A 13,288-nucleotide genomic window follows, 5' to 3' on the forward strand; every position below is an offset into this window, starting at 1 on the left:
TTGACAGGTTTTTTTGCCGAACGAAAGGCCGGAATGGGAAAAAAGAGTACGCTCCGGTACGGTTACCAGTCACAGCCGTGGTCGATGTTGAAATCACTCCGGTTTATTGCCTTCGATATGCCCCCGGCGACGTCCCGACAATTCGTTTGAAGGCCCTTGTAAATGCTGCTTCGGACTCGTAGCCGAGCCCGATGGCAATCTCCGCCAGTGTACGCTTTCCTTCCCTCAGATCCATTCGTGCCAATTGCATGCGCCAATGCAGGGCATACTGCATGGCACCTTCCCCGGTCAGTTGCTTGAAGCGCGCGGCAAACGCGGAACGTGACATACCAGCCCTTTCCGCCAACCGGGCAATGGTCCAGCCTTCTTGCGGAGCCCGGTGAAAGGCCTGCAGGGCCCGCCCGATCTTTGGATCGCGCAAGGCTGCAAGCCAACCTGTTCCAAGCGCCTCGTTGCTCTGCAGCCACGCCCGGATCGCCTGTACGACGAGAATATCCGTCAGGCGTGTCAGCACCGTTTCTCCGCCCGGCTGCGGATTGCATGCCTCTTCTGCCAGGTATTTCAGCGTGCTGTAGATCCATGGGCCGGCGTGCTGAGCGAAGGTGTCCAATCGTATGACCGGCGGCAACAGCTCCTGCAGTCGTTCGGCAGCCGCGTGGTCAAGCTTCAACACACCACAGGTCATCCGGGTGACGGCCCCGCCCCCACCAAATACCATGGTTTCGTAGGAGGGGCTGTGTCGGATGGCAGGAATGTCGAACAGAGGCGTCGCGACAGCTTCGGCATCACTACTCATGACAACCGGTTTGCCATGAGGCAAAAGCACAAGCTGCCCGGCGGTCAAGGAAATCGTCTCGCAGTGCTCCGTCTGCAGCAAACAACTCCCCTCGGTCACCACCAGAAGAACCATCTGTTCACCCATGTCCGGAACATCAATCGCCCAGGGAGCTGACAGTTCGGGATTGCAGTAGAAGGTTCCCGTGAGCCTTAGAAGATGCAACACATCGCCAAGCGGCGCAAAATCCAGCGAAGGCGAGGATTCGTCAGCTTGCAAGACCGGGCTCGGCAAGAACATCAGGAACTCCCACTTGAACGCTGGTCACCAACCCAGAAATCTGGACGATCTGCAATTTTTCTTATTCTTTATATCATAGATCATCTGGCGCAGGTATCAGATCCTGGATTCCAGTTCAAACGAACCGGAGACAGCCAATGAACACCCTGAGCAAAAAAGCCGCCCTCGCCCTGTCCGCCCTGACCTTTCTGGTGATCGGCTCCCTGATCGTCTTTGCGCCGGAGCTACTGTTTTCTTCAAACGGAATAACCCTCAATCCTTCCGCGGCGATGATGAGCGAAGTTCGCTCACCCGGCGTCCTCATCTTGCTGGCGTGTTTCGCCGCTTCGATGGGTCTTTTGTATCGTTCGTGGGAGACAATCGGATTGCTGGTGTCCACCGCCTTGCTGCTTGGCTATGGCACAGGCCGGCTTGTCAGCCTGGCCCTCGACGGCATGCCCCCTGCACCACTTGTCGCCGCTGCCGCAGTGGAGTTGGGACTTGGCTGCTGGTGTGCCGCTCACCTGCTTGTCAGCAGGGCAAATACCCCTTTGCACGCATAAAAAGAAAGCCGGTGCGGGTCGAAACCCTGCACCGGCTATCCTTCAGACCGCCCCGGAGGGGGTGGATGTCGGGCGGCCCGAAACCTTCTGGATTACTCCGCCGCGACAGACGCTTCTGCCAAGGTGGGATAATCCGTGTAGCCTTTTTCGCTGCCGCCATAGAGCGTATCGGTATCCAGCGCGTTCAGCGGAGCATTCTTCTCCAGCCTCTCGACCAGATCCGGATTGGAAATGAACGGACGGCCGAACGCGACCAGATCGACTGCGCCTGTTTCCACTGCCTCGATTGCGGAAGCACGGTCGTAACCGTTGTTGCCCATATGGGCGCCGTCGAAGAGTGCGTAGAGAGCTGACAAATCGCCACCGTCCGGGATATCGCGCGGACCACCGGTCTGGCCTTCAACCAGATGCAGGTAGGCAAGACCATAGCCGTTGAGCAATTTGATCGCGTGCGAGAAGGTCGCTTGCGGATTGCTGTCGGCAATGTCGTTGGCGCTGGAGAACGGGCTCAGCCTGATGCCGACCCGGTCAGCACCCAGCACACCAACAACGGCATCCATGACCTCCTTCAGGAAGCGGGTCCGGTTCTCGATGGATCCGCCGTAGGCATCGTCACGCTTGTTGGAGCCGTCGCGCAGGAACTGGTCGATCAGATAACCGTTGGCAGCATGCACCTCGACACCGTCGAAGCCGGCTTTCTTCGCGTTTTCGGCGGCTTTTCTATAGTCCTCGACAATGCCCGGGATCTCGCTGGCGTCCAACGCACGCGGCGTCGGCGTATCGACGAATTGCGTCCCGTCAAACGTCTTGGACTTGGCAGCAATTGCAGAAGGAGCCACCGGATCTGCGCCACCCGGCTGGAGAACCGGATGCGAAATACGGCCGACATGCCAGAGCTGGATGACAATCTTGCCACCTTTTGCATGAACCGCATCGGTGACCTTCTTCCAGCCCGCGACTTGCGCATCTGAATAGATGCCCGGCGTCCATGCATATCCCTTGCCCTGCGGCGAGATCTGCGAGGCCTCGGTGATGATCAATCCTGCTCCGGCACGCTGATCGTAATATTTCACTGTCAGATCATGCGGTGCATCGTCTTCGTGCCGGGCCCGGTTGCGGGTCAACGGTGCCATCACGATACGGTTCTTCAGTTCGATTGCCCCTGCCTTTGCGGGCGAAAACAGTTTTGCTTCTGACATGTTCTTCTTTCCTTTTGAAGTTTGTCTGCTTCACTATTTCTGGACTAAACAGTCCAATATTATGCGCACAACTCCGTGGTTCTTCATGAACGCTTCCACACCGCCCGGGCGATTATGGCATCAGGACGGTCCTTGCCTGCTTCAGGGTTCTGGCAATCCGCTCTGCCGGAACTCCAGCCTTGCGCAGCGCCAGGGTTCCAATGGCAAGCGATGAATAGGCGCTCGCCCTATCCCGGACAGCATCCGGGTTGTCCGGGTCGATCGCCCTGGCAAAGAGGTCTTCGATATTTTCCAGGTGACGACGGCCAATCTCGGCAACCTTGTCGTCATGGGGCGCAAGTTCGGTGATGCAATTGACCAGAAGGCAGCCCCTTGCCCCCCCTTTCGGATCGGACAAAGCCTGCATCATCGCGTCCACCGCGTCATCTTCAGCGCTTTCGGCAACTTCCTTCAGGCCACGGATTCCGTTTTTCGAATAATGCTCCAGCGCTCGCAGAAACAGCGTCTGCTTGCAGCCGAAAGTGGCGTAGAAACTGGAACGGCTAAGCCCCATTGCCTTGGTGAGATCGTCCAGAGACGTCGCTTCGAAGCCCTTCTGCCAGAAAACATGCATGGCCGCCTCAAGCGCCGCCGCTTCATCAAAGCTGCGCGGCCTGCCCGGACCTGCCGTGCGTTTCTCCGAGCCGGAAATATGGACCTCTGCGTTTCTCATGCCTCTGATATGGACTACGCAGTCCAGAATGCAAGAGGAGCAAGTCTGATTTCTGGACCGGTCGTTTCAGATCATCCCGATGCCTGGTCTGTGCAGGATAAAACTACATACGGCACGAACCGGCATAGGCATCGCCGACATCGTCGAAGACCCGGGCAACGGCTTCCATCTCATAGAGCTTGCTGGTGCGCCGGACCCCTTCCACAATATAGAAATCCTGAATGGGGAACTGGTTGGAATTGAAGCGGAAGTCGCCTCGAACGCTTTCAAAGGGAGCCGCACTGATAGCCGAGATCAACGCTTCCTGGTCCTTGATGCCCCCGGTCAGTTCCAGGGCAAAATGGATCAGCTTGGCAGCATCATAGCCTTGCGCAGCGTAGACCGAGGGCTCGTATTTGTAGGCCTTGCTGAACTCCCGCACGAACCTCTTGTTGGCCGGATTATCAAGGTTTGGCGCCCAATGAGATGCGCTGTAAAGTCCCTCAGCCATCTCCGCCGTATAGGGTAGCGTGACGGCATTGACCGTGTCGGACGAGAGGAACGGTACAATACCCTTCAGCCCGGAAGTGTGGAACTGTTTCACCAGTTCTACCCCCATGCCGCCCGGCATGAAGGTGAAAATCGCATCCGGTTCTATTTCCTCGATCTGCTTGAACTCATCCGAGAAATCGGTCTGACCCAGTTTCGGGAACAGTTCGCGGGCGATCTGTCCCTTGAAATGGCGGCGGAACGCGGCAACGGCATCCCGGGCAGCTTCATAGTCAGGAGCGATCGTGACGACGTCCTGGTACCCTTTGAGACTGGCGTAACGCCCCATCGTCTCGTGGACCTGATCGTCCTGTGACGCGGTGGAGAAGAAATAACGGCTGCAATTGCGCCCGGCGATCGGCGCAGGCCCGGAATGCGTTCCGATAAACAAGGTCTTCGACCGCACGATAGGATCGTGCACGGCAAGCATCACCTTGGAGAAATTGACGCCGACGATGAGATCGACGCCATTTTCCTCGATCAGTTTCGTTGCCTGCTCCAGCGCATTGTCCGGATCCAGCTTGTCATCGACCACGATCACATTGGTGGGCAAGCCACCAAGCGCGCCATTGGATTGCTCGACGGCCAGCATGAAACCGTCGCGCATGTGTTCACCGTAGACGGCCGCCGGGCCGGACAGTGTCGCCAACAGACCGATCTTCAATTCCTGCACATCCTGCGCGGCCGCCGAGTGGCACGTGAGCGCCATTCCAGCAGCAACGCCCGCCGCCAATCCGACCGTTCGAGAGATGAGGTGAGAGATCCAGCGCGTCATGATCTTTTTTGCCTGTCGTTTCTGGCTTCGCCTTTCGCCCTGCCCGGGCGAAATGCCTGCCGTTCATTCTATTGGCAGGCCGTTTGCGCGCAGTTTGTCAGAGACAGGTTAGGCTTTTGCAAACGCACATCCATTTGGCCCCGCAAGACCACAGACCCGTCACATTTCATGCAAAATTCCCTACTGCCGCCGCAATCCGGCCTGCGTGCCGACGCATTAACGAAGATTAATGCTCCGGTACCCAGATATGGCAACCGCTCCGAGCGTGCCCGAACCGCAAATCCAGGAGGGCCACATGTATTCCGTCACCGCGCCAGCCAACACTTGCGACTTCCCCGAAGGCCACGATCCGGACAATGCACCTCAAAAGAACGAGCTGAAGCTCGTCGTTCCAAACGATCCTTCCAAGGACGATAAAGCCCCTCCTAGCGAAACCGAAGTTCACACAGAGGCGGCAGACACAGGTTCTGACGCCAGCACACTTGCCGCCAAGATCCTGCAAATGCATGCAACCGCCGACGAACTGAAGCCGACAGCCTCCCGCCGCCCAACGCTGACAGGTGCAACGGACGAAGCCGGCTTTGATATGCCAGGCGTGTTGCACACTCCGGTACGAGGATCCCGGAATATCGGCCTTCAGCCTGAACAAGTCCCCGCACCTGCAGCCGTTTCCAAAGCGGCAGCCAATTTCCGGCATGGTCCGAGTTTCAGAACACTGTTGATCAGTACACTTGTGATTGTCGGCGTCGGCGCAGGAGCAGTCTATTTGAGCCTGAGCGACCTGCTGGCCGGCAAAGAGGCAGACAGCCGCACGGTCCAGACCCAGCAGATCAATACCGAACCGACGATCGAGAGCCTGATTGCCGGCGCAGATCCCGAATACCAGGGCAGGACGGATCTGACCGCAACACCGACCGCAAGCGCAGAGCAGGTAAAGTCGGCCAAGGACCGTATCCGCGAGGTATTCGCCTCAAGGTCGATAGCGTCCACTGCACCTGAAGACCATTCCAACCCGCTGGGTCATGACACCAACAAGGTTGCCGACGACAAGATCCAGTCGCGACTTGCTCCAGCTCAGCCCGCCCCCGTCAGAACCAATAGCCAATCGGCACGCGGCACCACCAATACGCTCGTTGCCAGCGCTGCTGCAGCAGTGCAGGAGACCGACGAAAATCCGGTATCGGATGCATCGCCGCTGGGAGCTGACCTTCCGGCCGTCACGGCACCTGACACCGACACTGCATCCACCTCTACTCCGGAAACCAGCGCCGCTGCGTCGGACTTTCCGCTTTCGGCAAAAATCAAGTCATCCGTGAACCTTCGTGAAGCGCAGAACAAGGATGCGACGGTTCTGGCCGTCATCCCGGCTGGAGCCGAGGTTCGTTTCAACACGTGCGGCAACTGGTGGTGTGGCGTTCAGTATGACGGCAAGACCGGCTACGTAGGTGAAAGTTTCCTGGAACCCCAGCAGCAGCCATGAGTAAAACCTGCGTTTGCCAGGTAGAGCCTTGTTAAGTGTCGAAGCGTAATATCCCGTCGATTTAGTTTTGCCCTGCGGACCGCGGGGACAGCTGCATCGACGGGCGCAATCAGCAGCGCCTGTGTCGATAGCTCTCGATATGTCGCAACACGTTTCCGGCCGGTCTCGGCATTTGGATTGTTGCGCTTTCGCGGTGCAAGTTTGGCACTGCAGACAGGAGACGGACCATGGCAAACCGTGCAGCCCTCAGCCTCAGCGCTTCCCTTCTCTTCACTTTCCCGGCCGCAATCACGCAAGCTCAGGCGGATGGAACCGATTGCACAGTCTATGCGACCGACTATGCCAACGCCCGCATGGGCAGCGGTGATGTCGTCGGAGATGCTGTTTCCGGCGGCATGGCCGGAGCGGTTGTTGGCGGCGAATGGCGCGGGGCATCGGGCGCTTATCGTGGCGCCCGTGCAGGTGCAGCGCTTGGCGTCCTGGACAACATGGGCTCAATGCCCGGCGGTTGGCAGGCCCTTTACGACATGGCCTACCAGATGTGCCAGCAGCAGACGTCCGGGGTAAACGCCCCCTATTACCAGTCCCCCAGCGTCGGAACGTCTTCCTCCGACTGTCGTTCTTCAGCCAGCGTCAACGCGCCGCTGAAAAGATCCCCGAACGGCGGCATCATGGTAGGCTCTGATTTCGGCAATTGCCGCTAGCACCGCAATTTGCTGCCAAAGACTTGGTGGAAGAGCCTTCAGCTCGCCCTGTCGACGGGTTGACGTTACAGGCGAAGCACAGTCAACTATGGCCGATTTTTAAAGGCTCCGGCCTGCCTTTGCGCCCAACGACAGGATTTTTCATGACACTCCGCTTCTCCCCGAAAATCGCTGCCACCGCCCTCGCCGGTTTCTGGCTCGCCACCGCGCCTGCTCAGGCGCAGCAGTGTGGCGGCGACTTCCGGCAGTTCCTTGCAGGCGTGAAACAGGAAGCGATTGCCAAGGGCCTTTCCGCGAATGCGGCAGACCAGACCCTGGCGGGCGCGCAGGTCGATCGCAAGGTGCTGTCGCGAGATCGGGCGCAGGGTGTCTTCAAGATGACCTTCCTGGACTTTTCCAAGCGGGTCATCTCCGGCTACCGGATGAAAAACGGTGCCGCGAACATGAAGAAATACGCGAGCGTGTTCCAGCGTACCGAATCCGAATATGGCGTTCCGGCACCTGTCATTACCGCTTTCTGGGCGCTTGAAACGGATTTCGGCGCGGTTCAGGGCGATTTCAACACCGTCAACGCACTGGCCACGCTCGCTCATGATTGCCGCCGCCCGGAACTGTTCCGGCCGCAGCTGATCGCTGCCATCGAGATGGTCCAGCACGGTGATCTTGACCCGCGCAGCACGACCGGCGCCTGGGCAGGTGAGATCGGCATGGTTCAGATGCTGCCGGAAGACATCATCAAGTTCGGTCGCGACGGCGATGGTGACGGGCACGTGAAGCTGAAGGAAAGCGCCGCCGATGCCATTCTGACCGCCGGCGCCTTCATCCAGCATCTGGGCTGGCGCCGCGGAGAGCCCTGGCTGCAGGAAGTCAAGGTGCCGCAGAACCTCAACTGGGCTGAAAGCGGGCTCGACAAGACCAAGACCGGTGCCCAGTGGGCTGCTCTAGGCGTGCAGCCGCGCTGGGGTCAGATTTCCGGCAACCTGCCCGCTTCGCTACTCCTGCCTCAGGGCCGCAAGGGGCCGGCATTCCTTGCCTATCCGAATTACAACATCTATCTGGAATGGAACCAGTCGTTCGTCTACACGACCACTGCCGCCTATTTCGCGACAAGGCTCGCCGGCGCACCGGTCTACACGGAAGGCAACCCGGACCTTGGCCTGGACGACGCCCAGATGAAGCAACTTCAGTCGAAGCTATCCAGCATGGGTTATGACGTCGGCAAGATCGACGGCATCCTCGGCTCCGGCACTCGAAATGCCGTGCAACAGGTGCAGCAGAAGCTTGGCATGCCGGCCGATGCCTGGCCGACACCTGAACTGTTGAACCGTCTCTGAGGTTTAAAGTCAGAAGACCGCTAATTTCTGCGGTTCTGGACGACACATTGGCAAATGCGCAAAAAGCCCGGAGCCTTGCGAAGCTCCGGGCTTTATTATTGTTGTGACAAGTTAAACTCAGTTGCTGCCGCTCATGCCGGCTTTCAACTTCTCCTCGATCGATGACAGATTGAAGGATCCAGGTGTCTGGCTTGGCGGATAGTCCTGCATGGTCTGCAGGAACCTTGAGGCCAGTGCCTGGATCGGAACGATCACGAACGCACGGTCCAGCAACCAGTCAAAATAGATATTGGCATTGTGCTGGGCCTTTTCGAAAGGATCCCGGCGCAGGTTGAAGACGGCGGGCACACGCAGTTCGGTGAAGGGCTCCTGCCAGACGCCGAAGGCCTGACCGCGGTTTTCCAGGAACACGACCTTCCAGTCGTCGTACCGGGCCGCAACCACCTGACCATCGTCATTCACGTACCAGAACTCGTGACGCGGCGAGGCATCCGTCTCGCCTTTCAGATAGGCGTTGAGGTCGTAACCGTCGATGTAGTTTCGGTAAGTCCGTCCACCGAGTTCAACACCTTCAAGAAGCTGTTCCTTGATATCCGAAGCCCCTGCAATCGCGGCGAAGGTCGGCAGCCAGTCTTCGTGGGCAACGATACCGTTCAGCGTCACGTTTTCCTGGAAGACGCCGGGCCAGCGAACAAAGGTCGGCACACGGTAAGCACCTTCCCAGTTGGAATTCTTTTCGCTGCGGAACGGCGTCGTGCCGGCATCCGGCCAGGTGTTGAAGTGCGGGCCGTTGTCGGTCGAATACATCACCACCGTGTTATCGGCGATGCCGAGTTCGTCCAACAGGTCCAGCAGCTCGCCGACATGCATGTCATGCTCAACCATGCCGTCGTGGTAGGTATCCCCGCTCGGACCGGCAATCCCAGTATGCTCTTCCTTCACATGTGTGCGGAAATGCATGCGGGTTCCGTTCCACCAGACAAAGAACGGTACGTCCTCTTCCACCGCTTCACGAATAAAACGCTTGGCTTCCGCAAGCGATTCCTCATCGACGGTTTCCATGCGCTTCTTCGTAAGAGGACCGGTGTCCTCGATCTTCTGCGTTCCGTCTGCATTTGCCCATGTATGGAGGACACCACGCGGACCGAACTGTTCACGGAAGGTCTTGCCGTTCGCCAGAACCATGTCACCCGGGTAGTCCCGGTTTTCCGGCTCTTCTTCAGCGTTCAGATGGTAGAGGTTGCCGAAGAACTCATCGAAACCGTGGTTTGTCGGCAGATGTTCGTCCAGGTCCCCCTGGTGGTTCTTGCCGAACTGGCCGGTCTTGTAACCTTGCGACTTCAGGATAGTTGCCATGGTGACGTCGGTTTCCTGCCAGCCCTGTTCGGCACCCGGCAGCCCTACCTTGGTCATGCCTGTCCGAACTGGCACATTGCCCCCGATGAAGGCAGCGCGGCCGGCCGTACAGCTTTGCTGGGCATAATAGTCGGTAAAGGCGACGCCTTCCTGCGCGATCCGGTCAATGTTGGGCGTGCGGTAGCCCATCATGCCACGGTTGTTGTGGCTGATGTTCCAGGTGCCGATATCGTCCCCCCAAATAGCCAGAATATTCGGCTTCTGCGCCTCCTGCGCCAGACTTGTCTGGGACGTTACGGCAAAAGCTGCCGCGAGTCCGAGAACCACCGCGCTCAAACGCGGCAACGTGCGAAAATAGCTCATGAAAACTCCCACCTGAATGGTTGCTTAGACTGCGCCCCCAGATTGCAGACGCGTTTTGCATCATCCGGCAGACCGTCTTCACTTACCTTAGGTCAGCTTTTGGATCTGACAAGCGATTTTCGATATTTTACAGAAAGTTCGCATTCCCGAGTGTATCGGAAATCGAAAAGCGTCCATTCAATCAATGGGTGTATAGGACGGTTAGGCGAGATTTCTCTCCCCTATTCGACCTTGTTCTTGTTTGCACCTGGCTTGTCCTCGGCGACCGTTGCCACACCGTCATCCCCGAGCAGGAAAACAGCCAGGATCTTGGCCGGCCCTTCACCGGTGTTCTGACCTTTGTGGGTGACATCCATTGCTTCCAGAAGACCGTCGCCGGCACGGTAGACCTTCTTGCCAAGTTCCTCGTAAGTGACGGTAATCTCGCCTTCCAGAATGTAGGCAAAGAGCGGCGCATGATGCTGGTGCCACTGTGTCTCCTCGCCCGGCTCCATGGTGATCTCGATGGCCTTTAGCGAAGGGTTCGATTGCGGAAAGGCGACCTTTTCACCGGCAACTGTCGTATCTCCGGAAAACACGTCCCGCACCGTCGCATAAGGCGTTTGAGCAGCAGCTTCTTCATCCTGCGCGGCTTTGGACCCCGGCTTGGCATGCGGCTTGGAGGGCGCGGGCTTGCCGTCAGGCGTGATCGACTTGTCTGCCGACAAGACAGGCGACGCACAAAGAGCGCCGCTCAGAACCGCGATGAAAGCAAAGCTGGACAGCTTCATGATGAGTCCCCGGTTATTCACTTGCTTGGGTGGCTGGGCCAAAATGACGGCTTGGCTACCATCAAAATGTGCTTGCATTGTGCCTGACGATTGAAGGCACAACAATATTCTCACAATGACTTGAACAACTTATCACACACCAAAGCGCATTCAGCCATTCGACGTGCACAGAAGCATTGTCACCCCCAACAATAAACACACCAAATATTTTTACTGCTCTCTGAAACACATACTTAAAACTATCAATGTTCTTTTCTCCTATCACCTGACGAAATACTTAGTTAATCCAAGCCCCATACCATCAGAGAACTCACTTCAGACATGTCGAGGCTCTCATGAGATTCGGAATTTCCCGCAAGCTGGCGGTGGTATTTGGTGCCCTGGTTCTGGTTTCCCTGTCCATGGGGTTCTTCTCCTACAGCCTCATGAAAAGTGTCGCGAGCGAAGGGGAACACCTGGGAGCAGAATTGGCGCCGCTTGGGGATGCCGCGATGGAGATCAAGCTCACCGCGACGCATGCGCATTTGCTTTTTGAGGAAATCATGTCCGGTGACGATGGCGAGAGCATCGACGAAGTCTGGAATCTCCTCGATGAAACACGGTTTTACGCGAACGCCATATTAAACGGCGCGAGCAACGAAGAAGGAACCTTCTACCCTTCCCGCTCCCCGGAAGTCCGCGAAAAGATCAAGGAAGTTCTGGCTGCAGTCGACGGGTTTGTTGCCTCCGCCCAAGGCCGGTACGCTTCCCTTGCAGGCGATCAGGGTGTCGGCAGTTCGGCTGACGAGAAGTTCGACGCGATCTACGACGATCTGGAACAGAAGATCGCTGCAATCTCCGCACCGCTGACGAATGATGCAAAGGCGCAAGCTCTGGCAGGTGAAGCAAGGTTCAGTCTTGCGCATGGACATTTGCTAGTCGCGGAAATCCTGGGTGGTGATGCCGGTGAGGAATTCGCAGAAGCTCTGGGCAGTTTCGAAAACGCCCGGAAAGCGCTCGAGGCTCATCCGGACCTTCAAAAGAGCAAGGACGTTCTCGCCCAGATCGGCGAACTGATCGACCTCGCGAACGTTCGACACCAGGCCATGCTTTCAACCGAGAAAGCCGGCTCGGGAGCCGATGTTGCCTTTGACGAAACCTTCGAACGTTTCATCGCCCTGGCGGATGACGCCGAAACGCTCATTCACCAGGAAATGGATAATGGGTTGTCATCCCTGCGCTCCGCCGCAGAAACGTCCAATGCACTTCAGGTCGGCGGCACGCTGGTGCTTGCGCTTTTTGCGGCAACAGCCTGGCTCTATTTCAGCCGCACCATCGGCCACCGCGCACGGCAGCTTTCAGACAATGCCAACCTGTTGGCATCCGGCCAGCTTGAAATCGAGCGACCGACCTGGCGGGCAGCAGATGAGCTGGGCCAGCTCCGCGACACGCTGGACGTCTTCCAGGGCTCTCTGGTTGAACAACGCCAGTTGGCAGAAGAAGTCGACCGGCAGCGCGAGGTCCAGGCAGCAGACCGCAAGAAGCTGATGCACAGGCTTGCAGAAGATTTCCGTACCAGCACCGAAGCGGTCCTCGCGGCTCTCGACAATGCCACAGAGGGTCTGCAGGTTGCCGTTGATATGTCCACCAAGGCCGCCGAAGACTCCGGCTCAATCGTGCAATCGACCACTCACGCCGCGGACAATGCATCCGGCAAGGTCGATACGGTTGCCACCGCCGCAGAAGAGCTTACTGCCTCCATTGCGGACATCAGCAGACAGGTGGAAGCGACCGCGTCCGTGGTTGCCTCGGCCACCGGCCAGGCCAGCTTGACCAACGAGAAGATTTCAAACCTGGCCGACGCAGCCGACAAGATTGGCGAAGTTGTCGTTCTTATCCAGGCTATCGCCGAGCAGACGAACCTGCTTGCACTGAACGCAACCATCGAAGCGGCGCGGGCCGGTGAAGCAGGCAAGGGATTTGCGGTGGTCGCGGCGGAAGTGAAAGAGCTGGCGACCCAAACCTCAAAGGCGACCGAGGAAATCGGCGGGCAGATTGCAGCCATTCAATCGGAAACCAGAGAGGCTGTGCTCGCAATCGAACAAATTTCAACGACCATGACAGAAGTCGACACTCATACGACAACGATTTCCGCCGCAGTGTCACAGCAGGGCTCGGCAACAACCGAGATTGCCGCAAACGCGCAGGAAACGTCTTCGGATACCAGCGTCGTCTCCCGCAACATGATGCAGATGCAGGAAGCCATTCAGGCGCTTGTTCAATCCTCCGACCAGCTCCGAGGGTCTTCTTCCTCCGTTCAGGATCAATCGACCAATCTCAGGAAATCTCTGGACGACTTCCTCGCCCGCCTGGATGCAGCCTGATGGCTTCAGCAACGTGTTGGCTGGCGGCAGGTCAGCTGCCGGTCAGCCAAATCGCCTCTCCTAAAGCTTCAGCGCATCGCCTGACCT

General features: G+C 57.9%; 11 protein-coding genes. 5 read left to right on the top strand and 6 right to left on the bottom strand.

The window, feature by feature from the left end; genetic code table 11:
• Positions 1-103 precede the first annotated feature (103 nt).
• Complete coding sequence (locus FIU93_RS23020; RefSeq protein ID WP_152506892.1) at positions 104-1,075, bottom strand: AraC family transcriptional regulator; 972 nt, start codon at positions 1,073-1,075, stop codon at positions 104-106.
• A gap of 137 nt (positions 1,076-1,212) precedes the next feature.
• Between FIU93_RS23020 and FIU93_RS23025 the strand changes: the two genes are divergently transcribed.
• Positions 1,213-1,617: a DUF4345 domain-containing protein gene (locus FIU93_RS23025; protein WP_152506893.1), complete on the top strand. Its 405-nt coding sequence runs from the start codon at positions 1,213-1,215 to the stop codon at positions 1,615-1,617.
• A 92-nt stretch (positions 1,618-1,709) separates the two neighbouring features.
• On the opposite strand, the gene FIU93_RS23030 is transcribed toward FIU93_RS23025, so the two are convergent.
• The 3 genes from FIU93_RS23030 to FIU93_RS23040 all read right to left on the bottom strand — a co-directional run bounded on the left by FIU93_RS23030 (position 1,710) and on the right by FIU93_RS23040 (position 4,831).
• Positions 1,710-2,816 (bottom strand): alkene reductase, encoded by a 1,107-nt coding sequence (locus FIU93_RS23030; protein ID WP_023004071.1) that lies wholly within the window; start codon positions 2,814-2,816, stop codon positions 1,710-1,712.
• A 112-nt stretch (positions 2,817-2,928) separates the two neighbouring features.
• Positions 2,929-3,528 (bottom strand): TetR/AcrR family transcriptional regulator, encoded by a 600-nt coding sequence (locus FIU93_RS23035; protein WP_152506894.1) that lies wholly within the window; start codon positions 3,526-3,528, stop codon positions 2,929-2,931.
• Positions 3,529-3,631: 103 nt separating this feature from the next.
• Positions 3,632-4,831, bottom strand: coding sequence for an ABC transporter substrate-binding protein (locus tag FIU93_RS23040; protein ID WP_055653752.1), 1,200 nt, complete (start codon positions 4,829-4,831; stop codon positions 3,632-3,634).
• Positions 4,832-5,126: 295 nt separating this feature from the next.
• Between FIU93_RS23040 and FIU93_RS23045 the strand changes: the two genes are divergently transcribed.
• The 3 genes from FIU93_RS23045 (at position 5,127) to FIU93_RS23055 (ending at position 8,349) form a co-directional block, all read left to right on the top strand.
• A complete protein-coding gene (locus FIU93_RS23045) occupies positions 5,127-6,311 on the top strand; it encodes an SH3 domain-containing protein (protein WP_173017391.1) in 1,185 nt (394 codons plus the stop codon).
• A gap of 227 nt (positions 6,312-6,538) precedes the next feature.
• Positions 6,539-7,015, top strand: coding sequence for a hypothetical protein (locus FIU93_RS23050; RefSeq protein WP_075281657.1), 477 nt, complete (start codon positions 6,539-6,541; stop codon positions 7,013-7,015).
• 143 nt (positions 7,016-7,158) lie between these two features.
• Positions 7,159-8,349, top strand: a complete 1,191-nt coding sequence (locus FIU93_RS23055; RefSeq protein ID WP_077290062.1) for a lytic murein transglycosylase — start codon at positions 7,159-7,161, stop codon at positions 8,347-8,349.
• Positions 8,350-8,466: 117 nt separating this feature from the next.
• Here the strand turns inward: FIU93_RS23055 and FIU93_RS23060 are convergent, their stop codons facing one another.
• Both FIU93_RS23060 and FIU93_RS23065 read right to left on the bottom strand, forming a co-directional pair.
• Positions 8,467-10,068, bottom strand: a complete 1,602-nt coding sequence (locus tag FIU93_RS23060) for an arylsulfatase (RefSeq protein ID WP_209010213.1) — start codon at positions 10,066-10,068, stop codon at positions 8,467-8,469.
• Positions 10,069-10,289: 221 nt separating this feature from the next.
• A complete protein-coding gene (locus FIU93_RS23065; protein WP_209010214.1) occupies positions 10,290-10,838 on the bottom strand; it encodes a cupin domain-containing protein in 549 nt (182 codons plus the stop codon).
• A 335-nt stretch (positions 10,839-11,173) separates the two neighbouring features.
• Between FIU93_RS23065 and FIU93_RS23070 the strand changes: the two genes are divergently transcribed.
• On the top strand, positions 11,174-13,201 hold the full coding sequence (locus FIU93_RS23070; RefSeq protein WP_152506896.1) for a methyl-accepting chemotaxis protein: 2,028 nt from the start codon (positions 11,174-11,176) through the stop codon (positions 13,199-13,201).
• Positions 13,202-13,288: the final 87 nt, after the last annotated feature.

Origin of the sequence: Labrenzia sp. THAF35 (assembly GCF_009363595.1) — a bacterium.
Taxonomy (GTDB): domain Bacteria; phylum Pseudomonadota; class Alphaproteobacteria; order Rhizobiales; family Stappiaceae; genus Roseibium; species Roseibium algicola.